Annotated in this window: 24 protein-coding genes, 2 tRNA genes and 2 rRNA genes; 15 read left to right on the forward strand and 13 right to left on the reverse strand. The window is 37.4% G+C overall.

The window, feature by feature from the left end; translation table 11 throughout:
- Positions 1-85 (forward strand): 23S ribosomal RNA (locus ACFO3P_RS05495); the annotation flags it as partial.
- 132 nt (positions 86-217) lie between these two features.
- Positions 218-333 (forward strand): 5S ribosomal RNA (gene rrf / locus ACFO3P_RS05500).
- Positions 334-711: 378 nt separating this feature from the next.
- Here the strand turns inward: rrf and ACFO3P_RS05505 are convergent.
- Complete coding sequence (locus ACFO3P_RS05505) at positions 712-1,074, reverse strand: DUF1697 domain-containing protein (protein WP_319022592.1); 363 nt, start codon at positions 1,072-1,074, stop codon at positions 712-714.
- Positions 1,075-1,269: 195 nt separating this feature from the next.
- On the opposite strand from ACFO3P_RS05505, the gene ACFO3P_RS05510 reads away from it, so the two are divergent.
- Complete coding sequence (locus ACFO3P_RS05510) at positions 1,270-1,644, forward strand: hypothetical protein (RefSeq protein WP_042532511.1); 375 nt, start codon at positions 1,270-1,272, stop codon at positions 1,642-1,644.
- Positions 1,590-2,372, forward strand: a complete 783-nt coding sequence (gene yidC, locus ACFO3P_RS05515; RefSeq protein ID WP_042532513.1) for a membrane protein insertase YidC — start codon at positions 1,590-1,592, stop codon at positions 2,370-2,372. Before ACFO3P_RS05510 ends, yidC begins: the two co-directional genes overlap by 55 nt.
- A 163-nt stretch (positions 2,373-2,535) precedes the next feature.
- Here the strand turns inward: yidC and ACFO3P_RS05520 are convergent, their stop codons facing one another.
- Positions 2,536-3,330: a hypothetical protein gene (locus ACFO3P_RS05520; RefSeq protein WP_379542232.1), complete on the reverse strand. Its 795-nt coding sequence runs from the start codon at positions 3,328-3,330 to the stop codon at positions 2,536-2,538.
- A 315-nt stretch (positions 3,331-3,645) separates the two neighbouring features.
- On the opposite strand from ACFO3P_RS05520, the gene ACFO3P_RS05525 reads away from it, so the two are divergent.
- From ACFO3P_RS05525 to ACFO3P_RS05560, 8 genes are all read left to right on the forward strand, one after another.
- Positions 3,646-3,722: transfer RNA gene (locus ACFO3P_RS05525), tRNA-Met, on the forward strand.
- A gap of 53 nt (positions 3,723-3,775) precedes the next feature.
- A tRNA-Asp gene (locus ACFO3P_RS05530) sits at positions 3,776-3,852 on the forward strand.
- A gap of 216 nt (positions 3,853-4,068) precedes the next feature.
- A complete protein-coding gene (thiL, locus tag ACFO3P_RS05535; protein ID WP_042532517.1) occupies positions 4,069-5,028 on the forward strand; it encodes a thiamine-phosphate kinase in 960 nt (319 codons plus the stop codon).
- Positions 5,029-5,040: 12 nt separating this feature from the next.
- Positions 5,041-5,487 carry a tRNA (adenosine(37)-N6)-threonylcarbamoyltransferase complex ATPase subunit type 1 TsaE gene (tsaE, locus tag ACFO3P_RS05540; protein WP_042532518.1) on the forward strand — a complete coding sequence of 149 codons (447 nt, stop codon included), beginning with the start codon at positions 5,041-5,043 and terminating at the stop codon, positions 5,485-5,487.
- Between the two features lie 10 nt (positions 5,488-5,497).
- Complete coding sequence (tsaB, locus tag ACFO3P_RS05545) at positions 5,498-6,202, forward strand: tRNA (adenosine(37)-N6)-threonylcarbamoyltransferase complex dimerization subunit type 1 TsaB (protein WP_042532520.1); 705 nt, start codon at positions 5,498-5,500, stop codon at positions 6,200-6,202.
- Positions 6,166-6,648: a ribosomal protein S18-alanine N-acetyltransferase gene (gene rimI, locus ACFO3P_RS05550; protein ID WP_306432763.1), complete on the forward strand. Its 483-nt coding sequence runs from the start codon at positions 6,166-6,168 to the stop codon at positions 6,646-6,648. The genes tsaB and rimI overlap by 37 nt, the downstream gene beginning before the upstream one ends.
- Positions 6,645-7,655, forward strand: coding sequence for a tRNA (adenosine(37)-N6)-threonylcarbamoyltransferase complex transferase subunit TsaD (gene tsaD, locus ACFO3P_RS05555; RefSeq protein WP_042532524.1), 1,011 nt, complete (start codon positions 6,645-6,647; stop codon positions 7,653-7,655). Before rimI ends, tsaD begins: the two co-directional genes overlap by 4 nt.
- A gap of 161 nt (positions 7,656-7,816) precedes the next feature.
- Positions 7,817-8,989, forward strand: coding sequence for an FtsW/RodA/SpoVE family cell cycle protein (locus ACFO3P_RS05560; RefSeq protein ID WP_042532526.1), 1,173 nt, complete (start codon positions 7,817-7,819; stop codon positions 8,987-8,989).
- Positions 8,990-9,086: 97 nt separating this feature from the next.
- Here ACFO3P_RS05560 and ACFO3P_RS05565 read toward each other — a convergent pair whose 3' ends face one another.
- The gene (locus ACFO3P_RS05565; protein WP_212928806.1) at positions 9,087-10,247 is read right to left on the reverse strand and encodes a CBS domain-containing protein; all 1,161 of its coding nucleotides are present in this window, start codon (positions 10,245-10,247) and stop codon (positions 9,087-9,089) included.
- 117 nt (positions 10,248-10,364) lie between these two features.
- A complete protein-coding gene (locus ACFO3P_RS05570; protein ID WP_042532528.1) occupies positions 10,365-12,299 on the reverse strand; it encodes an ABC-F family ATP-binding cassette domain-containing protein in 1,935 nt (644 codons plus the stop codon).
- 357 nt (positions 12,300-12,656) lie between these two features.
- Between ACFO3P_RS05570 and ACFO3P_RS05575 the strand changes: the two genes are divergently transcribed.
- Positions 12,657-13,292 carry a redox-sensing transcriptional repressor Rex gene (locus ACFO3P_RS05575; RefSeq protein WP_042532530.1) on the forward strand — a complete coding sequence of 212 codons (636 nt, stop codon included), beginning with the start codon at positions 12,657-12,659 and terminating at the stop codon, positions 13,290-13,292.
- A gap of 118 nt (positions 13,293-13,410) precedes the next feature.
- Here ACFO3P_RS05575 and ACFO3P_RS05580 read toward each other — a convergent pair whose 3' ends face one another.
- Positions 13,411-13,605, reverse strand: a complete 195-nt coding sequence (locus ACFO3P_RS05580; RefSeq protein WP_042532532.1) for a DUF4305 domain-containing protein — start codon at positions 13,603-13,605, stop codon at positions 13,411-13,413.
- Between the two features lies 1 nt (position 13,606).
- Positions 13,607-14,311, reverse strand: a complete 705-nt coding sequence (locus ACFO3P_RS05585) for a CPBP family intramembrane glutamic endopeptidase (RefSeq protein WP_042532533.1) — start codon at positions 14,309-14,311, stop codon at positions 13,607-13,609.
- A gap of 448 nt (positions 14,312-14,759) precedes the next feature.
- Between ACFO3P_RS05585 and groES the strand changes: the two genes are divergently transcribed.
- A complete protein-coding gene (gene groES / locus ACFO3P_RS05590; RefSeq protein ID WP_042532535.1) occupies positions 14,760-15,041 on the forward strand; it encodes a co-chaperone GroES in 282 nt (93 codons plus the stop codon).
- Between the two features lie 61 nt (positions 15,042-15,102).
- A complete protein-coding gene (gene groL, locus ACFO3P_RS05595; protein ID WP_379542234.1) occupies positions 15,103-16,734 on the forward strand; it encodes a chaperonin GroEL in 1,632 nt (543 codons plus the stop codon).
- Positions 16,735-16,811: 77 nt separating this feature from the next.
- Here groL and ACFO3P_RS05600 read toward each other — a convergent pair whose 3' ends face one another.
- From ACFO3P_RS05600 to ACFO3P_RS05630, 7 genes are all read right to left on the reverse strand, one after another.
- Positions 16,812-18,014, reverse strand: a complete 1,203-nt coding sequence (locus tag ACFO3P_RS05600) for a site-specific integrase (protein ID WP_379542235.1) — start codon at positions 18,012-18,014, stop codon at positions 16,812-16,814.
- Complete coding sequence (locus ACFO3P_RS05605; protein WP_379542236.1) at positions 18,014-18,139, reverse strand: hypothetical protein; 126 nt, start codon at positions 18,137-18,139, stop codon at positions 18,014-18,016. Before ACFO3P_RS05605 ends, ACFO3P_RS05600 begins: the two co-directional genes overlap by 1 nt.
- A gap of 132 nt (positions 18,140-18,271) precedes the next feature.
- Positions 18,272-18,448, reverse strand: coding sequence for a hypothetical protein (locus tag ACFO3P_RS05610; protein ID WP_379542237.1), 177 nt, complete (start codon positions 18,446-18,448; stop codon positions 18,272-18,274).
- Between the two features lie 36 nt (positions 18,449-18,484).
- Positions 18,485-18,970 carry an ImmA/IrrE family metallo-endopeptidase gene (locus ACFO3P_RS05615; protein ID WP_379542238.1) on the reverse strand — a complete coding sequence of 162 codons (486 nt, stop codon included), beginning with the start codon at positions 18,968-18,970 and terminating at the stop codon, positions 18,485-18,487.
- Positions 18,971-19,086: 116 nt separating this feature from the next.
- Positions 19,087-19,287 carry a hypothetical protein gene (locus ACFO3P_RS05620; protein WP_339183235.1) on the reverse strand — a complete coding sequence of 67 codons (201 nt, stop codon included), beginning with the start codon at positions 19,285-19,287 and terminating at the stop codon, positions 19,087-19,089.
- Between the two features lie 32 nt (positions 19,288-19,319).
- Positions 19,320-20,684 carry a tetratricopeptide repeat protein gene (locus tag ACFO3P_RS05625; protein ID WP_379542239.1) on the reverse strand — a complete coding sequence of 455 codons (1,365 nt, stop codon included), beginning with the start codon at positions 20,682-20,684 and terminating at the stop codon, positions 19,320-19,322.
- Between the two features lie 21 nt (positions 20,685-20,705).
- Positions 20,706-20,783 carry an SHOCT domain-containing protein gene (locus ACFO3P_RS05630; RefSeq protein ID WP_379542304.1) on the reverse strand — a complete coding sequence of 26 codons (78 nt, stop codon included), beginning with the start codon at positions 20,781-20,783 and terminating at the stop codon, positions 20,706-20,708.
- Positions 20,784-20,810 lie beyond the last annotated feature (27 nt).

Consider the following 20,810-nt stretch of genomic DNA (forward strand, 5'->3'; position numbering starts at 1 on the left):
AGAGACGATGAGGTTGATAGGTCCGAGGTGGAAGCGTGGCGACACGTGCAGCTGACGGATACTAATCGATTGAGGACTTATCTAAGTTTTTTCATGTCACGTTACGCTTATTTAGTTTTCAGGGTGCAAATCCCTGTACAAGATAAACATTGAAGGATGTTCGATTAAAACCGTCCACCTCCTTGTGGACAACATCGAACGACCTACATCGTGTAGGTCTGGTGGCGAGAGCGAAGAGGTCACACCTGTTCCCATGCCGAACACAGAAGTTAAGTTCTTCAGCGCCAATGGTAGTTGGGGGCTTCCCCCTGCGAGAGTAGGACGTTGCCAGGCATATTGAAAAAGAGTTAAGCATCATGCTTAGCTCTTTTTTGCATAAGTAAACATTAATTAATACACTAAAGACAAGCTCAGTATATATATGAGCTTGTCTGACTGGCTAAAAGTGTTGCAATTACTCGTATAATCAATATTTCGAAGTTTATCAAGTTTAAATGCTTTTACCTTAGCCTTTTTTATTCCGTTATTTTGGACATTGTTGCTAATTTATTAACTGTTTTCCAATTACGAGTTGTAGATTGGGTATCTAGTTTCTGAAGTTGATTTGCCAGTTTAGAGTTATGGATACTATCATAAAATAGAAGATAGATTTCTTTGTTTTGAATATGATATTTTTCTTTTTCATTTTGGAATTTTTGTAAACTTACTAAATTATCTTTCGACGGATTGCTTGGAAAAAAAAGCTACATAGAGACTCTCTCCTATAGAATCTGCTTCAGCTTTTGTGATCTCTTCTGCAGAGAAGGGGCAAGCTTTCATTATTTGTTCCCATTCTTCGGAGGTTCTCAAAATCACAGGAATGGAAAGTTGATAATCTTGCATTATTTTATATTCTATTTCCTCTTTAATAATTTTTTCCTGCTTATTGGATTGAAATAAGATATTTCCACTCTGTATATATGTTCGAACGTTTTTTAAACCTATTGCTGTAAGGGATTCTCGCAATTCCGCCATCTTAATCTTATTTTTTCCGCCTACATTAATACCTCGTAACAATGCAATATATCCTGTCATAGCCCGTCAACTCCTTTTGTATCAGTGTAGTCCAGTATTTTTTTTATTATTTTACTCTATTGACTGAAGCAATACAAAAAAGAAACCAATAATAAACTCTCTAGTTCTGAAAGCAGATGCAGATAGGAAATCGTTTGTTTTTTTGATATAATTATAATCAGCTTAAACATTAATATGTGAAGGAGGTGAGTAAGTATGTTATTGGAATTGTTTAATAATGCTTTCATAGATTCTTCCATCTTTTATATGTATTTTGGTGTTATTTTGATGACGATGGGAATTATGTATTTTGTTAATCTGCATCATAATACTCCGGTTATCTATGAATACTCTTTTGGCAGTAAACACCAAAATATTAAAATTAATATGAATCAAATGAGAAAGACCTTAATTATTAATGAACCCTTTCTGATTTGGCTCATCATCACATTTAAAAGAGTCGACCAAAAAGATGATAAAATGGACAATGTATCCTCTTATTTTAAAAATGAGTTTAAAATAAGAGGAGGAGAATTATGGGAAAACATGGCTTACTCACAGCCTTTAAAAAATACAGGTTTTTCTTTTTAGTAATATTGTTAGTCTTTGTACTTGCAGGGTGTGGAGGTAATAACACACCTATTGACAGTTCATCAACAGGGTTCTTTGATCATTATTTTGTATATACCTTTTCTCTGCTAATAAAAAAGATTGCTTCTTTATTTCAGGGTAACTATGGAATTGCTATTGTATTGATTACAATTATTATCCGATTTGTGTTAATGCCGTTCTTTATTCGCCAGTCAAAGAATAGTAAAGACTCGCAAAAGAAAATGGCAGTTATGAAGCCTGAGATGGATGAGATTCAAAAGAAATATAAAGGAAAGAGCAGTACAGAAGATCAGCTAAGCATGCAGAGAGAGCTTAGTGAAGTTTATAAAAAGCATGATTTTAATCCGGTAAAGATGGCTGTGGGGTGTTTGCCGCTAATCATTCAGATGCCTATTCTTCTGGGGTTTTATTATGCTATTATGCGGACTCCGGAAATAGCTGAGCACTCATTTCTATGGTTTAGTTTAGGAGAAACAGATATTTTATTTGTTGTTTTTGCTGTACTCATATACTATCTTCAAGCAAGAGTGAGTCTGATTGGTATGGATGAAACGCAGCGAAAGCAAATGGCTGTTATGAGCTTTATATCCCCGATTATGATTGGAGTGGTCTCTTTAAATGCACCTGCGGCTTTGCCTTTGTATTGGGCTGTCGGCGGAATGTTTATGATTGTACAGACACTGATTATAAAAAAATATGTGCATTAGTAAAAGAGACTGATAAAGGAATATAAAAAATATCAATTTCTTTTCCATACTGAAGTCAAGTTGATAACATGCTCTGAAAAACGCTTATTTTGTCTAATCTAATAGATGAAATAAGCGTTTTATTAATGTCTATTCATCTTTCAGGCATTATCAGATAAACGATTTATTTGCCTGATATCAACGCCTCAAAGGTTTCAACCTTTTGCTTTGTAGTAAAAGACTGCTCGTTCCACTCACTGGCCTGAAACGAATTTTTTCTTGTTTCGATAAGGAGCTGTTCAGAATTTGAACCAACGGTTACATCTTTAAACAATTTTACATCGGTAGTCTCATTATCTTCATTAAACAGTGTTAAGTAAATATTTCCGTTATATGGAGTGCTTCCGTTATTTCTTATGTGAAAATAATTATCATATGTTCTGCCGGTACGCGGCCGCGTTAATGGATCGTATGATGAGTCAATGAGTGCTACCATCATATTCTTATCTTCATCTGTCACTACACTTTTTTCATTTGGGTTTGCAAATAATTCCTCTTTTGTATCCAGCCTGTTCACATATAAATATTTATGTCCTAAAGGAATTATCCAAGTGAGAAAGAGTAATATGATGAGAAAGAGTAATATGATGAGAAAGAAAACAGCGACCGCTTGAATAGATACTTTTTTTGTTTTTTTTAATCTGCTGGAGATACTGTTAAAAATATAGAGGATGATCGTTACGCCTAATAGGATAAAAATCATCGTATTTAAATTTTTAGTATTTGGTAAAACATTCAAATTATAAACGTAATAATAATACATATGACCAATCGTTGTGAGCAATAAAATAGTAATAGCTTCCATTAAGTAATAAGAAAGTAATCTAAGCTTTTTTTCTTTATAGACTGAGAAAAAAACATATGCAATAAGTGGAAGTATGATTAGCAAAATCAGGATAAAAAGGGTTAAAAAAGTCAATTCAATATTCTCCTTATTTCTTATTTAATAATTTTTGAAGCTAGAAATGTATATAAGATAAATGTCACTTATTAACAAATTGTATCAGATGCTGTTTTAAATGATAATAACTGTTTTAAAGAAAACATATAACTGCTTGTAAACAATCTTTCATCATTCTCCAAAACAGTTATAAATAACGCTTCTACTGGATAAACTTATAGATAAGCAAATAAAAATGAAAAAGTTTTAAAAAGGTATTGCATTATTCTCTAAAAAGAGATATAATAAATCTTGTCCTTAAATAAGGCATTGAAAAAAATTGATTATTCACATCGCGGGGTGGAGCAGTCTGGCAGCTCGTTGGGCTCATAACCCAAAGGTCGCAGGTTCAAATCCTGCCCCCGCAACCAAATAAGATCCAGATTCACCATCGAAGTACTGGATAAGAGAGAATACATACTTAGGTCCGGTAGTTCAGTTGGTTAGAATGCCTGCCTGTCACGCAGGAGGTCGCGGGTTCGAGTCCCGTCCGGACCGCCATGATTTTTAAAAATAATAGTAATCAGCGACACATGGTTTCCGATGAGAAACATGTGTTTTTTTAATGCAATAAATGAAGCAAGCATGCTTAGGTGTGTGAAAATAAGAAAAACAGGCCGTCGGAATAATTTATATTGATTTGCATGACATAAATTTTTATTTTTTGCCGTTGATTTGCTATGATAAATAGTAGAAAATAAAGGAATTGGTGATAGCATGGATGAATTTTCATTTATTAACGCCATTAAACCCAATACATATAATCAACCTGCATTGATTAAAGGAATCGGGGACGATGCTGCTGTTTTCCGCAGCACATCTGATATTGTCACCACAGTAGATACGTTTGTGGAAGATATCCATTTTTCCTTAGAAACAATGGCTCCCTTTCATATTGGGTATCGTATACTGGCTGCCAATATTAGTGATTTAGCAGCTATGGGAGCAGAGCCCGCCTTTTATTTGGTGTCGATGTGTATCCCAAAAAAATGGAAACAATCAGCGTTAGAGGAGATTTATCAAGGAATGCATGAATTGGCATCGATGTATCAAATGGACTTGATTGGCGGAGATACGGTATCGAGTGAACGGTTGATGATCTCGATTACAGCAATGGGTTACGTGCCAGAGAATAAAGCAAGATACAGAAGCCATGCAGAGCCAAATGATATTGTTTTTGCGACTGGAACCTTAGGAGATTCCAGAGCAGGATTAGAGATATTGCTGCAAGGACAGGAATGTAAAGATAAAGACTACTATATAGAACGTCATCGCCTGCCGAATCCGAGAGTGGCATTGGCATCAGGATTATGTGAGATAGACCGTGTGGCTTTAAATGACATCAGTGATGGTATCTCAAGTGAAGCAAATGAAATAGCAGAGGCTTCCAATGTGGAGCTTACAATTATAGAAGAAAAAATTCCTGTTTCTAACAGTTTTCAACAGTTTTCCAAAGAGCAGCAGTATGACTGGAAGCTGTCAGGAGGAGAAGACTTTGAGCTCCTGGGGACTGTGTCAGAGGTGCATTGGCCGCGAGTACAGGAAATTGCTGTCCAGACAGATACGCCTATCCAGCAGATTGGCTATGTCCGTGAAGCAGAAGAGCCATGTGTTCTCATTCAGACGCATGGAGAGACGAAAAAATTAATGAAAAGTGGATATACACATTTAAAGTAGGTGAATGCGTTGATGCAGAGGCTATTAAAAACAGAAAAAGATACACAGGATTTTGCCTGCCGGCTGGCTGAAAAATTACAGCCGAACGATGTTTTGACGCTTGAAGGTCAATTAGGTGTCGGGAAAACGACGTTTACAAAAGGTCTGGCACAGGGATTAGATATCAAGCGGAATATCAGCAGTCCGACTTTTACAATTGTAAAGGAATACCGTGGGCGTTTGCCGCTTTATCATATGGATGTGTATCGTTTGGAAAATTCGATGGAGGATATCGGCTTTGATGACTATTTCTTTGGAGATGGTGTCACTGTGATTGAATGGGCAAGCTTTATTGAAGATTTTCTTCCAAGGGAACGGCTGGATATCAAACTGCATTATACAGAAGATGCGGATCAGCGTGAAATAACACTTACTCCTTTCGGGGAGCATTTTGAACAAGTTGTCAAAGCATTAAGTTAGGAGTTTTTTTATGAAAATACTTGCGATGGATACTTCCAATCAGGTTTTAAGTGTGGCATTATTAGAAGATAAACAATTAATCGGTGAAATCACTACGAATATTGCTAAGAACCATTCCGTACGTTTAATGCCGGCGGTGGAAAAGCTGATGCAGGATGTACATATCACTCCATCTGAATTAGACCGTATTGTCGTTGCGAAAGGCCCCGGTTCTTTTACAGGTGTTCGAATTGGTCTGGCTACAGCCAAAACAATGGCCTGGGCGTTAAACATACCGGTTATCGGTGTATCGAGCTTGGAAGCATTCGCTTACCAGGGGATTTTATTTGATGGAATCATTTGTCCGTTTTTTGATGCCAGACGCGGTTTAGTTTATACAGGGGCGTATCGATGGAAAAATGGAGAGCTTGAAACGGTAATGGAAGAAGAAAATATTTTAATGACAGAATGGCTGGCAAAACTGAAAGAAACGGGAGAAAACGTTTTGTTCTTAAGCCAGGATATCGAGGCATTTAAAGAAGTTATTAAAGAGCATTTACAGGATAAGGCTGTGATTGCTGATTCATCATTCCAGCTCCCGAGAGCAGCCCACTTGGCTTTGCTGGGAAGAGAAAGAGAAGCTGATTCTGTGCATGCGCTCGTTCCGAACTATCTTCGTTTGGCAGAGGCAGAAGCAAATTGGCAAAAACAGCAGAAGGAACAAGCAGATTCATGAGTGAGCTTGTTATTCGTCAGATGAATCTGGAGGATGTTCCGGGAGTAATGGAAGTGGAAGAAGCTGCTTTTACAGGACCGTGGGATGCAGAGATTTTTCATAAAGAGCTATGTGAAAATGATCATGCTTATTATTTTGTAGCCTGCCTAAGGGACAGAATTGTCGGCTATATTGGTTCATGGGTTGTATTTGAAGATGGGCAGATTACAAATTTTGCTGTTCATCCCGATATGCGCGGGCGCAAAATCGGGGAAAAGCTGTTTGGATATGTTACGACATTTATGACCGGTAACGGGGTGGAGCGTCTCTCCTTAGAGGTTCGTGTTTCAAATACCGTTGCACAATCTCTATACAAAAAATTCGGGCTTGTACCTGGCGGGATTAGAAAGCATTATTACACGGATAATTTTGAAGATGCTATTGTAATGTGGGTGAATTTAAAATGAAAAAAGATACAATGATATTGGGTATAGAAACAAGCTGTGATGAGACGGCTGCATCTATTGTAAAGAACGGACGTGAAATACTTTCAAATGTGGTTGCCTCACAAATTGAAAGCCATAAGCGATTCGGCGGTGTGGTTCCTGAAATAGCTTCCAGACATCATGTCGAACAAATGACGATGGTTTTAGAGGAAGCAGTGAATCAGGCGGACGTAACCTGGGAGGATATCGATGCAATTGCAGTCACAGAAGGCCCGGGCTTAGTAGGCGCCCTTCTTGTCGGGGTCAATGCTGCGAAAGCTCTTGCCTTTGCAAAAAATAAACCGCTTATTGGTGTTCATCATATTGCCGGGCATATTTATGCAAACCGTTTAGAAAATGAATTTGCTTTTCCGTTATTGGCCCTGATTGTTTCTGGAGGGCATACAGAGCTGGTTATTATGAAAGATCATTATGATTATGAATTAATTGGTGAAACAAGAGATGATGCGGCTGGAGAAGCCTATGATAAAGTAGCAAGAATGCTGAAGCTTCCTTACCCGGGAGGGCCGCAAATTGACCGTTTAAGTGCAGAAGGGAAGGATACGATTGATTTCCCGCGTGCGTGGCTGGAAGAAGGAAGCTATGACTTTAGCTTCAGCGGCTTAAAGTCAGCAGTTATCAATACGCTCCATAACGCTGAACAGCGCAGGGAAACCCTGAATCCCGCAGATGTTGCTGCGAGCTTTCAACAAAGTGTAATTGACGTATTGACTGAAAAAACATACCGGGCAGCACAGGAGTATAAGGTGAAACAGGTCATTGTTGCGGGCGGTGTTGCAGCGAATAAAGGCTTGCGGCAAAGCTTGAAAAATCGTTTTAATCATACAGATACGGAATTGTACATTCCACCGATTCATTTATGTACAGATAACGCCGCTATGATTGCGGCGGCCGGAACGATTTTGTATGAAAAAGAAAAATTTAAAGCACTTGATTTAAACGCAAATCCTTCTTTAATGTTAGAATAGAAATAGTAAATAATGAAAGCTTGTGATTTGCAAGAATGCAGATTGATTTTTATGTAACATAATGGATTATGTTGAATTTATCATTAATGATAACAGCTTATCTTATGAGGTTGGCTCATGAAAATCAAGGGTAGCGACAGGAGAAATTTGGTGGGAATCCGATGAATAAAAAACAAAATTATTATTTTCAAACCGATTTAATCTTATTATTGATTGCTTTCGCAATAATAAGCTTTCTGGCCGTGTACAATGCACAGCAGCTGGAACAATATAGTACAAACTTTCTGATACGGCAAATGCTCTTTTACGCAATTGGAGTCGGTATGATTGCTGCTATTCAGTTTTTAGACTTAGAGCAGTTATATAAAACAAGCCTCTACATTTATATAGGCGGGGTTGTGCTGCTGGCGCTTATCCCTATCAGTCCAGACTTTATTGCGAGAGAAATAAACGGTGCGAAAAGCTGGTATACCTTTATACCAGGATTGACGCTGCAGCCGGCAGAGTTCGTTAAGATATCAACTATATTATTTTTATCGGCAGTCATCAGCAGACATAAAGAAAAATTTGAAGTAAGTACGTTAAAGACTGATATACAGCTTCTTGGTAAGCTATTACTGTATACAGCTATCCCGGTATTTTTAATTATGCTGCAGCCGGATTTCGGTACGGCCATGGTATATTTATTTATTGCCGGCATGCTGATTATTTTATCCGGGATTAATTGGAGAATCATCTTTTCTCTAATTATTGTAGGAGTTGCTGTTATAGCCAGTGCTTTATTCGTTATCATTGAATTTCCGGAATTTGCGGAAGAGACAATTGGAGTAGCGCCCTATCAAATTGATCGTGTAATGACATGGTTTGACCCGTCACAGCAGTCACCAGATGCTAATTATCACTTTGAACGCTCACATATGGCGCTCGGGTCAGGGCAATTATTTGGTAAGGGAATAGGAAGCGTGGAAGTAAATTATCCGGAAGCCCAAACTGATTTTATCTTCTCTGTTATTGGAGAAAGCTTTGGTTTTGTCGGCAGCGCTTTTGTTGTTCTGCTTTATTTTATGCTTTTATATAAACTGGTAACGCTCGGCTTAAATATTTATAAGCACTCGCCATTTGGCGCTTATTTCTGTTTTGGTTTTTTGAGCATGATGCTTGTTCACGTCTTTCAAAACATTGGCATGACAGTAGGAATCATGCCAGTTACCGGGATTCCTTTGCTTCTGATAAGCTACGGAGGAAGTTCGGTGATGTCGACCATGCTGGGTATGGCGGTCGTTTATCGCGTTGCTGTGGAAGAAACGATACAGAATGACTATTTATTTAAATAAAAGGATGGCATCAGGAACAAAATTTGAACATGTAATTAAAATAGAAAGAAGTGCTTGGAATACCATATCCAAGCACTTCTTTCTATTTTATATAAAATCAGCCGGTAAATTGCTGTCCCATCAAATCCTCATCATATACTGTAACAACCACAGATTCAATAGGATTGTCCTTTGCAGAATGTACAGTAAATAATAAATGCTTATAGTGTATCGTGTTTGGATTGTCAGGCTGCTGTTTCATTAATTCCGATAAAAAGCTGTCCAACGTCTGATGCGGTGTATCGATTGGAAAAGTGATTCCAAGTGTTCCCTCTAATATAAACAGGCTGACCGACCCGTTAATCAGATAACGATTACCGGAAAGCGGCAGGATGTCCTTTGACTCTGTTGCCATTGACTTCTGTTCTCCTAACAAGTCTTTCGCTATGTCTCTGATAATATCTTCCAAAGTAATTAACCCAAATGTTCCTCCAAATTCATCGAGAACAATGGCGATGCTGTAATCTCTTTCCCTCATATCCTTAAAAACTTCATCCATTTCTTGATTCATTCTGATGTATACAGCAGGGCGAATAATATGATGAAGAGTAAAGAAAGCAGGAGATCCACCTGATTTCATACTTCGAAAGAAATCTTTTACATGTAATATCCCAGCGATTTCGTCAATATCTTCATCATAAACTGGTATTCTTGTAAATTCGGTTTCTTGCACAGCAGCAAATACTTCTTCCATGGTTGCATCTATTTGCAGAACGGTTAAATCCGTACGATGCGTTGCAATTTCACCTACATCCTTGCCGCTGAATTCGATAATATTTTGAGCTTCCTGATGATTATCTGACCATGTTGCTTCCTCACTCATTTTATTCGTAAAGGTATGGGGAATCAGCCGAGATAATCCTTGTGCAATAAACTGAGAATGATGATTTGCCAGCCATTTAGGCAAAAGTTGTCCTAAGCTGACCCACAAGCCAAATAAAAGCAGACTGGAGCCAAAAAGAATCATAAACTCATTTAGATTTTGTGAAAAAGGTAAAACCGAGTGAAAGAAAGCCTGACCAAGCGGAAGAGTGACAGCCGCAGTAAGCCATACACTGCTGAAAAGGCCGATAAATATCACGGCAAAGCGAAGGAAACGAAGAAAGGAATGGGAACGTACTTCTGCTGCGGTTGATTGAGACAGCATTGTTTCTTTGATAGCATAGTACATCAAACTGGCAAGAATGAAAACTAAAAAAGTAACGATGGGTATCGCCACGGGATAACAACCTCCGTTTATCGAATTGAATAGTTTACTATGTTGATTTAAGTAAAAAAACAGGCATTGGTTCTGCCTGTTTTCAGTATACAACAATCTGAAAATTATATCAATTGCTTAATTCTCTTCTAATTCTGCCCATTCCTCCATGAACTGATCCAACTCTTCTTTTAAAGCCGATAATTTATTGGTTAGTTCCATTGTCTTTTTATGGTCATCAAAGACGTCTGGCTTGGTCATCTCCAGTTCAATGGCTGCAATGGTTTCTTCCTGCTGTTCAATGCTTGTTTCCAGCTCTTCAATACGGCGCTTGCGTTTGCGTTCCTCCCGCTGACGCTGTTTTTCTTCCTGAAAGCTGCGTTTTTTTGCTGAAGCTGCCGGTTCTTCTGTTACCTTCTGCTGATTTTGCAGCTGTAACAGCCTTCGTTCCTCTTCCTCTGCTTTTTTCTCTAAATAATAATCATAGTCACCAAGATATATTTTTACACTGCTTGCCTGCATTTCTGCAACTTGATCGGCAATCCGGTTAATAAAATAACGGTCATGAGAAACAAAAAGAATAGTTCCTGGAAAATCAATTAAAGCACTTTCTAATACTTCTTTGCTGTCGATATCCAAATGGTTGGTCGGCTCATCAAGGATAAGCAAATTTGCTTTTTGCATTTTTAATTTTGCCAGAGCAAGCCTTGATTTCTCACCGCCGCTTAAGGCGGACACAGGTTTTAAGACATCCTCGCCAGAGAATAGAAAATTCCCGAGGATTGTACGAATGTCTTTCTCATTAATCAATGGATAATCATCCCACAGCTCCTGCAGAACAGTTTTATTTGAGTGAAGGTTTGCCTGCTCCTGATCGTAGTAGCCGATTTGAACATTCGTCCCGAGCTGGATCTCACCTTGATTTGCCAGATACTTGCCGACAATATTTTTTAATAAGGTGGTTTTGCCGACACCGTTTGGGCCTACCAATGCGATACGGTCGCCCCGGTTAGCATGCAGCGTGATGTTTTTGAAAATCGGCTGATCCGTATCAGGATATTGAAAGGTTAAATCTTTTATTTTTAATACATCATTTCCGCTCTGCCGGTTCACTTGGAAGGAAATTGATGCGGAGGATTCATCACCGGCTGGGTGATCAAGACGATCTATTTTTTCAAGCTTTTTCCGTCTGCTCTGGGCACGTTTCGTCGTAGAAGCGCGTGCTAAGTTACGCTGAATAAAATCTTCCATCCGTTTAATTTCTGTCTGCTGTTTTTCAAATTCTTTTTTCTCCTGCTCATAATCAAGCGCTTTTTGAGCTAAGTAGTTACTGTATGTTCCGTGGAACTTTTTAGAATGATGTCTGGAAATTTCATAAACAATTGATACAGTTTTGTCTAAAAAGTAGCGGTCATGGGAAACAATAATGATAGCACCTGGATAGCTTACTAAATAGCCTTCGAGCCATGTAAGTGTGTCAATATCTAAGTGGTTCGTCGGTTCATCGAGAATAAGCAGCTGCGGTTTTTGCAGTAGAAGCTTACCGAGGGCAAGTCTTGTTTTCTGTCCGCCGCTTAAATCGGTAATTAATGTATCGTAATCATAATCACCAAAGGACAACCCGGTGAGCACAGATTTTATTTCCGCTTGATACGTATATCCGCCATTTGATTGATATTCATTTTGAAGCGTATCATATCTTTCGAGCAGCTGTTGATAATCAGATGCTTCCATATTGGAGGCGTCTGCCATCTGTGCTTCCAGTTCACGTAATTTTTTCTCCATGGCAAGCAGAGGCGAAAATACATCCAGCATCTCTTGCCAGATGGTTTTTCCGGACTCTAACGTCATATGCTGTGAGAGATAGCCGAATGTCAGGTCTTTCGGCTGGAAGATCTCACCGCCGTCATAAGGCATTTCTCCTGCCATGATTTTGAGAAGTGTTGACTTTCCGGCTCCATTGCGGCCGACTATTGCAATCCGTTCATTATCTTTTATTTCCATTTTTATATTAGCTAGAATCTCTTCTGCTCCAAAGGATTTAGAGATTCCATTTAGTTGCATTAAAATCATCGTTGCCATCCTTTCTGACTCGTAAAAAAAGCTGTTCAAAAAGCACATGAAAATAAGGTGACGAGCATGTTATTGCTTATCCTGTCTTCTTGAACCATCCTGTAAAAGGAAAGTAATACCTTCTATCAGTGTAACGTATCCAAATAGAAGCTACAATAAAATTATAATAAAGTTCGCTATGTTGGCTGTATTTCTGTTAAAATTATATAATAGAGTGTGTACTATTGAATAAATGCGTTATTTACAACATAATGAAAGCGAACGTGTAAAATTATGGCAGTATCCATGTACAAAAAATGAAATAATTTAACATGTAAGTTTTCCTATACATTAGTAATTGAAGAGAGGCCGTTTCAAATGGAACAAAATAAAATCCCGCAGGCAACAGCAAAGCGTTTGCCTTTATATTACCGATTTTTAAATAATTTATATCAGCAAGGGAAGATGCGTGTATCTTCCAAAGAGTTAAGTGAGGCTGTTAAAGTAGATTCTGCAACGATCCGCAGAGACTTTTCCTATTTTGGTGCACTTGGGAAAAAAGGATACGGATATAATGTGGAGTATCTATTAGGGTTCTTTAAAAGTACACTGGACCAGCATGAGATAACGAATGTTGCTTTAATTGGTGTTGGAAACCTGGGAACTGCATTTTTGCATTATAACTTTTTAAAGAACAATAATATTCGTATCACGATGGCGTTTGATACGGATGATTCCAAGGTAGGCACGGAAGTTGGCGGTGTTCCCGTGTATCATGTGAATGAATTAGAGGATAAAATAAGCGGAATTGAAGTTGCTATTTTAACAATACCTGCAGAAGAAGCAGATGCCGCTGCGAACCGCCTTGTGGAGCTCGGTATTAAAGGTATTCTTAATTTCACGCCGGCACGTATTACCGTTCCAAACTATATTCGTGTCCATCACATTGATTTAACAGTAGAATTGCAATCACTTGTATACTTTTTGAAGCATTATTCCTTAGAAGAGGAGTAGGATATGCACAGAAGCTCCATAATGTTTTCTTAACCAATCTTCTGCTTTCTAATTGCAAAAAACTAGCTCTTTACAGAACTTCTAAATTTAAGAAGCTTCCTGCCTAAGAGCTAGTTTTTTATTTTTTATTCTTTACTTTAAAATAGAATCGCAGCATCCGGAAGCCGGCATAGAAGGTTAAAGCTGCAAATCCGGCGAATATAAGGGGAACTGTATCCCAGACGGATTCTCCCTTGCTGAGAACCCCGACATAAATAAATAAAACACCGAATAAAACATAAAGAATGGCTTTTATTAAATAAGGCTGATGCATGTTAACCTCCAAAGAATATGAGTTGTAATTGGTCAAGTCGTTTTTGAATTTCTTCTGGATCTAAGGAAAGCTGAGCCAGCACGACAAGGGTGTTCATCCCGGCATGTACGATGATAGGTACAAGAATTCGTTTTGTTTGTACATAAAGGAATGCAAAAACAAAGCCCATCGCAGCATATACTAGTATATGCAGAAAATCTGTATGAATCACGGCAAAAATAAGAGAAGAAATTAAAGCCGCAAAGAAAAAGTTCATTTTTTTATACAGCGAACCAAATATAATTTTCCGGAAAATGATTTCTTCTAAAATAGGCGCCAAAATTGCCGGAAGAACAATAAAAATTGGCACAGCCCGTGCCATGTTCATAATGCCTTGGGTATTCTCTGAACCGGGATCGATTCCAAATAGCTCCATTTCAATGGTGGCAGCCAGCCCTTGTGAAAGAAGGGCCATAATAATTCCCAGAACAGACCAGACAATAATACCGCCGATCCCGACAGCATCGGGATGAGCCCGGACCTGCATATCAGGCTTTAAGAGCCAGAGAACAATAACAAGGCCAAGAGTGAAACTAAAGACAGACCAATAAATACTGGCAAGCGCAAGGTTTACACCAAATATGGATGTAATCAGCGGGGCCATAAGTAAAACAGAAAATTGCATAATGATATATGTGAGAATGACATATGTATATCTTCGAGTCATAAAAACGCTCCTTCAACTATTATCGCCATAGGATATATTCTAACACAACTGTTACTGAAAATTATAATCAAAAATACATCAAATCATGCATGAAACATTGAAAAAGAAAATAAACAAGGGTTAAAATAAGAAAGCAGAAAGTGAAAAGTAGAAGTTATCTTCAAAAAGTAAACGAATACAAGTTTTTCTAACACGATGGAGCAGTATAAAAAAACTGAGGATTCACTGAAAAGCAAGCGAATCTAAGTTTTTCTAACACGATGGAGCAGTATAAGAAAAACGAAGGATTCGCTGAAGAACAAGCGAATACAAGTTTTTCTAAAAATTTATCATCATCGTGCTTGCATTTTTTCCAAGAATTAATTATTATAATAATTGGAGTTAGCACTCAAGTGTATAGAGTGCTAATAAAAAATAAAATGATTTGGGATTAAGGAGGCAATTCTACATGATTAAACCATTAGGAGATCGTGTTGTTATCAAACTTGTTGAACAAGAAGAAACAACAGCAAGCGGAATCGTACTTCCAGACTCTGCAAAGGAAAAACCGCAAGAAGGTGAAGTAGTTGCAGTAGGATCTGGACGTGTGGAAGATGGGAAAAAAGTGGCACTGGAAGTTTCTGAAGGAGACCGCATTATTTTCTCTAAATTTGCTGGTACCGAAGTGAAATATGAAGGTACAGAATACTTAATTCTTCGTGAGAATGATATTTTAGCGATTGTAGGCTAATCAAAAATATACGATGAATCTTTAATGAAACCGTGAATCAATTTGAAGGAGGAAGATTAACATGGCTAAAGACATTAAATTTAGTGAAGACGCACGACGCGCAATGCTGCGTGGTGTCGATACCTTAGCAGATGCAGTAAAAGTAACCTTAGGACCAAAAGGCCGCAACGTGGTTCTAGATAAAAAATTCGGTTCCCCGCTGATTACGAATGATGGCGTAACCATTGCAAAAGAAATCGAATTAGAAGATGCATTTGAAAACATGGGTGCACAGCTTGTATCCGAAGTAGCATCTAAAACAAACGATGTTGCCGGTGACGGTACAACAACAGCAACTGTACTTGCTCAAGCAATGATTCGTGAAGGACTTAAAAACGTAACTTCCGGCGCAAATCCAGTTGGAATCCGCCGCGGTATTGAAAAAGCAGTAGCATTGGCTGTAGAGGAATTAAAAGGCATTTCTCAGCCAATCGAAAGCAAAGAAGCAATTTCCCAAATTGCAGCTGTTTCTTCAGGCGACGGCGAAGTAGGTCAATTGATTGCAGAAGCAATGGAACGTGTAGGCAATGACGGTGTTATCACCATTGAAGAATCAAAAGGCTTCAACACAGAGCTTGAAGTAGTAGAAGGGATGCAATTCGATCGCGGATACTCTTCTCCTTATATGGTTACTGACCAAGATAAAATGGAAGCTGTACTAGAAGATCCATATATCTTGATTACAGATAAGAAAATTGGAAATATCCAGGAAGTACTGCCAGTGTTAGAACAAGTTGTTCAACAAGCCAAACCGCTTCTTATGATTGCAGAAGATGTTGAAGGCGAAGCACTTGCTACCTTAGTAGTAAACAAATTACGCGGTACATTCAACGCGGTAGCTGTGAAAGCTCCAGGATTCGGTGACCGCCGTAAAGCAATGCTTGAGGATATCGCTGTACTGACTGGTGCAGAAGTAATTACAGAAGACCTTGGACTGGATCTTAAATCAACAAGCATTGAGCAATTAGGACGTGCTTCTAAAGTTGTCGTAACCAAAGATGATACAACAATCGTAGAAGGATCAGGAGACCCAGAAACAATCTCCAGCCGTGTGGCACAAATCCGTGCACAAGCAGAAGAAACAACTTCTGATTTCGATAAAGAAAAATTACAAGAGCGCCTGGCAAAATTAGCTGGCGGTGTTGCTGTCGTTAAAGTTGGTGCAGCTACAGAAACAGAATTGAAAGAACGTAAACTTCGCATTGAGGATGCACTGAACTCTACGCGTGCAGGTGTAGAAGAAGGAATGGTTCCTGGTGGCGGTACTGCCCTTGTGAACATCCACGGAAAAGTAAGCGAACTTAGCTTAGAAGGCGACGAAGCAACTGGTGCGAGCATCGTACTTCGTGCACTAGAAGAGCCGGTTCGTCAAATCGTTCATAATGCTGGACTGGAAGGTTCTATCATTGTAGAGCGTCTAAAAGGCGAAAAAGTAGGCATCGGCTACAATGCAGCAACAGACGAATGGGTAAACATGGTTGAGGCTGGAATCGTAGACCCAACGAAAGTAACTCGTTACGCGCTTCAAAACGCAGCATCTGTTGCAGCAATGTTCTTAACTACAGAAGCTGTCGTAGCAGATAAGCCGGATGAAAATGAAGGCGGCGGAATGCCTGATATGGGCGGCATGGGCGGTATGCCTGGGATGATGTAAGTCATTCGCAGAACGCTGATACAGCAATGGTTTGAACGGTATACTAATAAAAATGACCGCATTTTGACCACATTTCATTAAAAATCAAGCAAATTATTCATGAGACTTCCGAATTTTTCGGAGTCTCTTTTTCTTACTTCTTCAGTTGTGTGCAAATATATGTTGGTTGTTGTTTTATCATCAGAATGACCTAACCTCTCCATAATTCTCTCTAACGGAACGCCAGCCTCTGCTAATAAGGAAGTATGAGTATGTCTCAATGTATGTGGAGATAACTCTTGATTCAATTCCTTTGTTTTCTTTAAGATTCGTTTCATTCGAGAATCGATTAATTTAGGATAGATAGGATACCCATAATTCTCATTCCGATTAACAAATATAAAGTTTTCGTCATGATATTCTTCTCCAACTTCATTTTTTAATTGATGATTTAATTCTATTACTTCTTTGAGGGCTTTAACAACTCTATTGTCAATATCAATAGTTCTGACAGAGCTTTCTGTTTTTGGCGTGAGAATTTGATAATCAATAATATTATTTTTAGGATTGTAATAAGTCTTGGTTATTTTTAGAAAATAATGGCCGTTTTCATTTATCAAGTCTGTTTCTTTTAAAGCACACATTTCTCCAACGCGTAACCCTGAATAGGCTAATGTTAAAAATACCTCAAAATCAAGATCGAGACCTTCACTGTTTGCAGTTAATAAAAAGTATGCTAGTTGTCCTTTCTCCATATATTTTGGTAAGTAAGCCGTTGTTTCTAATTCTTCAACGGTTTTCTTTTTTCTTGTTAAATATGCATATTCTGTAGGGTTTTTCTTAATCACTTCTAATTGCATTGCTTTTTTAAATATCATTTTCCCGGTAGTATGGATACCGTGCACAGTTTGATAAGCGAATTTTTCTTGTAGATCATGCAATGCTTCTTGATAGACATTCCAAGTAATATCAATCATGCGTATATTTTCGAAGTGCGTATTAAGATTATTGATTTCGTGTTGTCTTATGCGTCTAGTTCCCGGTTTAACACTTCGTTCTTTTTCATAGATATCCAGCCACTTCATTGCAAACTCATTAAAAGTAATAGGGTTGTCGTAAACTGTTTTTCCTAAATCAAGGTCATTTAACAGTTCCCTTGCAGCTCTTTCTGCCTCCGGTTTAGTATCAAAACCTCTCCTTGTAGTTTGTTTCTTTTTGCCGGTTATTGGATCGTGTACAGTTCTAAGTTTAAATAACCATTTTTCACCACTCTTTGTTTTGTACTTTTTAAAGCTTGCCATTATAAATCACCTTCATCCTCTAAAAAGTATTTAGGAACTTCTTTATAAGTAACTATGTCCCCGATTAACTCTCCATCATCAAGATAGATGGAACCATCAACAGGTATAACCACTATTTCTTCCATAGCTTTCTATTTTCTCTTCTAATGATGTGATTTTCATATCATCCATCCTTTTTTCTCTTTTTCTAAAATCATTTCGTTAAAATGCAACGTGTTTAATAATTGGTAAGCCATAATTTTCGAATCTTCTCGTGATCATTCCATGCCATCATTTTCATAATTGTTACCCATAAAATAATGACCGATTAACATTTCCAGTATTCTATTCAATTCTATAAATACTCCTCGCTGGTTGGTTTTCTTTGCAATCTCAAGCATTTCTTCTAAAAAGATTCCGACCTCTCCATTTCTAATTTCTCTATCTCTTATCATAATGATGCACTCCTTGTAATTAGTTTTGATAATTATTTAATAGTTTCTGTTATTTTGATTTTCCGCTATTTGATAAGTAGCATAATTCGGGCTATAATCGATTTGTTTATTTTCGTACATTTCTAATCGTCTTAACGCAAATTCACAATCTACATTAAAATGTTTCATAATGTCGGCTACACAATTTACTTTTAAATCTTCCAGCATAAATGTAGGGACGCAAAAATGATAAGCGAAATAGTCCGCCTGATATTCCTGCAGGTCAATAAACAATCGGTGCATGTTTAATTGGTTGCCGCAATGCCTTAGGTAGTGACAAATTTCATGACCAAACTCCATCCATTGCTCTCTAGTTGTTCCAGGCTCTAAAAATATTTCACCATCCAGCATGTATGCTTTCCTTTTATACAAAATCTCTATTTCTAATTTTTTAGCTATTACTTGCATGTCCAACTCACTTGGTTTGGTGATGCCAATTTTTAAATATAATTCATAAATGTAATCTTCTAGGTGAGAATACAAACTAAAACCCCCGATTGTAAGAATGTATGTTCGTTTCAAGGTTAAAATAGAAGACGTACCTAAATACGCCCTCAGTTGATTTATTAAATTTTATAGTTTTTTTGTCTAAATGTTAATTACTTAAACAACGAAAAAATTCCTTTTTTCTTCTTTTTTGAAAGTGGTTGTCCAAGCACTTTTTTCTTAACATATTTTTTAGGATTGCTTATAGCAGTTGCTCCGCCTTTACCATAACCAGGTGTCACTGATTTTTTAACTTTTCTTTTTACACTAGATTTCGCTTTAGAAATAGGAGACCTTGGTTTTTTGAACTTCACTATTACCACCTACTTTTCTCTTTTGACATATTTTAAAAAAGGTAATAAATCGAACTCAAAACGATTCCGGGTACAGAAATTAATAGTAATGCTGTTGAAGCGCAACCTGTTTTCTTCTTTGTTTCTTTTTTAGTAGTTTCTATTGGTGGTTTTTGTTCAGTATCAATTTTTATAGTAATATTATGAACATGATTTCTTTCGTGTAATGACTTGTAATAATTTGAATTTTTATCAATTTTGTTAGGTAAATCATTCAATACAGCCATTATTTTTTTATAATCAAAAGCAGGGCAATGATGATATATTTTTGCTCTTTCATCAATTTGCTTTCTCATGGATTCTTTATCTATGTATACATACTTGTTATCTTCTCCTCTTTTCCACTCATACCATGGCCGTTGTCCAGAATGAATCATTAATCTGTGACAACCAAAAGGGTTTTCTGTAAACATAGACGCTCCATAACAAAAAGAGTCGCTGCCTGTCCTTATTTTGTCCCCGTAGCAATAATTTATTTGCCCTAGCACCTTTCTATCCATCATTTCTCCATCTTTAAATACAAAAGTTGACTTCCAGTTACCTATTAACTCATATAGTGTAATGAAATTTAAATAGTTATCGTGATGAAACAGTGCTTGATAGATTTCTTGATTTTTATGAGTTGAGATTTCAAACTGATCAGCCTGTTGCGCAAGAGATAAAGCTCGTTCAAAATTTTTAGAAGTTGATTTAGAGAAAGTAATCATAAAGCCTTTTTGATTATTCATATGCTGTTTACTAACGATATTAGTAGATGCTGATTCTAATTCTGCTTGCTTTTTAATAGCTATGTCTGATGGAGGTTTTACTGGTTTTGGTGGATTTTTAAGTTTCTTTTTTAATCGATCTATCCTACCTTCAAAACCACCTTGTGTGCCATCGCTAAGCCCATATTCCAAACCTAACTTAGATACTTCAATAGCTTTTTCGTATTCTTTTTGTTTTTCATAAATAATAGCTAATTTACTAAAAGAAGGGATAAAAAAATCAGGATATACAAAGTTTTTAATTTCTTCCTTTGTTTCAGCTATTCTCGACGTCATATCTAAACCCATATCTGATTCCATTTCTTCATAAACGCTAATGGCTTGTCGCAATTTTTTGAGTTCGCTATCAATATAATTTTCCTTGAACAATGGATATAATTCTATATCTTTCTTACAAATCTCAATGCATTTATTTAGGAAAAATTCGTCATCTCTTCTTTTGTAATAGATTTTAATCATTTCGTTGTATGCATAATGCAAATTAACCGGATATTTTTTTGAATTGTTTTCGTATCTCTCTAACTTTTCAATAGCTTGTGAAGGATCGGACTCCATTAATTTACTAATGTCTCTAAAATAATCAAAATCCATTTAGAAACGCCCCCTACAAATCTAGTAATTGCTTTTTTTTTGGTTATATTCTTCTTCAGTGATTGCTCCTGCATCTAATAGATTTTTATATTTCTTGATTTCATCTGATGCTGATGTGGTTTGTTG

The sequence above is a fragment of the Oceanobacillus aidingensis genome, assembly GCF_042654105.1.
Lineage (GTDB): Bacteria > Bacillota > Bacilli > Bacillales > Amphibacillaceae > Oceanobacillus > Oceanobacillus oncorhynchi.

What these genes read in the sequence shown, in the direction of transcription:
- ACFO3P_RS05505 (WP_319022592.1), bottom strand. Translation starts at nt 1,074, where the DNA reads ATGACAGGATATATTGCATTGTTACGAGGTATTAATGTAGGCGGAAAA.
- ACFO3P_RS05510 (WP_042532511.1), top strand. Translation starts at nt 1,270, where the DNA reads ATGTTATTGGAATTGTTTAATAATGCTTTCATAGATTCTTCCATCTTT.
- yidC (WP_042532513.1), top strand. Translation starts at nt 1,590, where the DNA reads ATGGGAAAACATGGCTTACTCACAGCCTTTAAAAAATACAGGTTTTTC.
- thiL (WP_042532517.1), top strand. Translation starts at nt 4,069, where the DNA reads ATGGATGAATTTTCATTTATTAACGCCATTAAACCCAATACATATAAT.
- tsaE (WP_042532518.1), top strand. Translation starts at nt 5,041, where the DNA reads ATGCAGAGGCTATTAAAAACAGAAAAAGATACACAGGATTTTGCCTGC.
- tsaB (WP_042532520.1), top strand. Translation starts at nt 5,498, where the DNA reads ATGAAAATACTTGCGATGGATACTTCCAATCAGGTTTTAAGTGTGGCA.
- tsaD (WP_042532524.1), top strand. Translation starts at nt 6,645, where the DNA reads ATGAAAAAAGATACAATGATATTGGGTATAGAAACAAGCTGTGATGAG.
- ACFO3P_RS05560 (WP_042532526.1), top strand. Translation starts at nt 7,817, where the DNA reads ATGAATAAAAAACAAAATTATTATTTTCAAACCGATTTAATCTTATTA.
- ACFO3P_RS05570 (WP_042532528.1), bottom strand. Translation starts at nt 12,299, where the DNA reads ATGATTTTAATGCAACTAAATGGAATCTCTAAATCCTTTGGAGCAGAA.
- ACFO3P_RS05575 (WP_042532530.1), top strand. Translation starts at nt 12,657, where the DNA reads ATGGAACAAAATAAAATCCCGCAGGCAACAGCAAAGCGTTTGCCTTTA.
- ACFO3P_RS05580 (WP_042532532.1), bottom strand. Translation starts at nt 13,605, where the DNA reads ATGCATCAGCCTTATTTAATAAAAGCCATTCTTTATGTTTTATTCGGT.
- ACFO3P_RS05585 (WP_042532533.1), bottom strand. Translation starts at nt 14,311, where the DNA reads ATGACTCGAAGATATACATATGTCATTCTCACATATATCATTATGCAA.
- groES (WP_042532535.1), top strand. Translation starts at nt 14,760, where the DNA reads ATGATTAAACCATTAGGAGATCGTGTTGTTATCAAACTTGTTGAACAA.
- groL (WP_379542234.1), top strand. Translation starts at nt 15,103, where the DNA reads ATGGCTAAAGACATTAAATTTAGTGAAGACGCACGACGCGCAATGCTG.
- ACFO3P_RS05600 (WP_379542235.1), bottom strand. Translation starts at nt 18,014, where the DNA reads ATGGCAAGCTTTAAAAAGTACAAAACAAAGAGTGGTGAAAAATGGTTA.
- ACFO3P_RS05605 (WP_379542236.1), bottom strand. Translation starts at nt 18,139, where the DNA reads ATGGAAGAAATAGTGGTTATACCTGTTGATGGTTCCATCTATCTTGAT.
- ACFO3P_RS05610 (WP_379542237.1), bottom strand. Translation starts at nt 18,448, where the DNA reads ATGATAAGAGATAGAGAAATTAGAAATGGAGAGGTCGGAATCTTTTTA.
- ACFO3P_RS05625 (WP_379542239.1), bottom strand. Translation starts at nt 20,684, where the DNA reads ATGGATTTTGATTATTTTAGAGACATTAGTAAATTAATGGAGTCCGAT.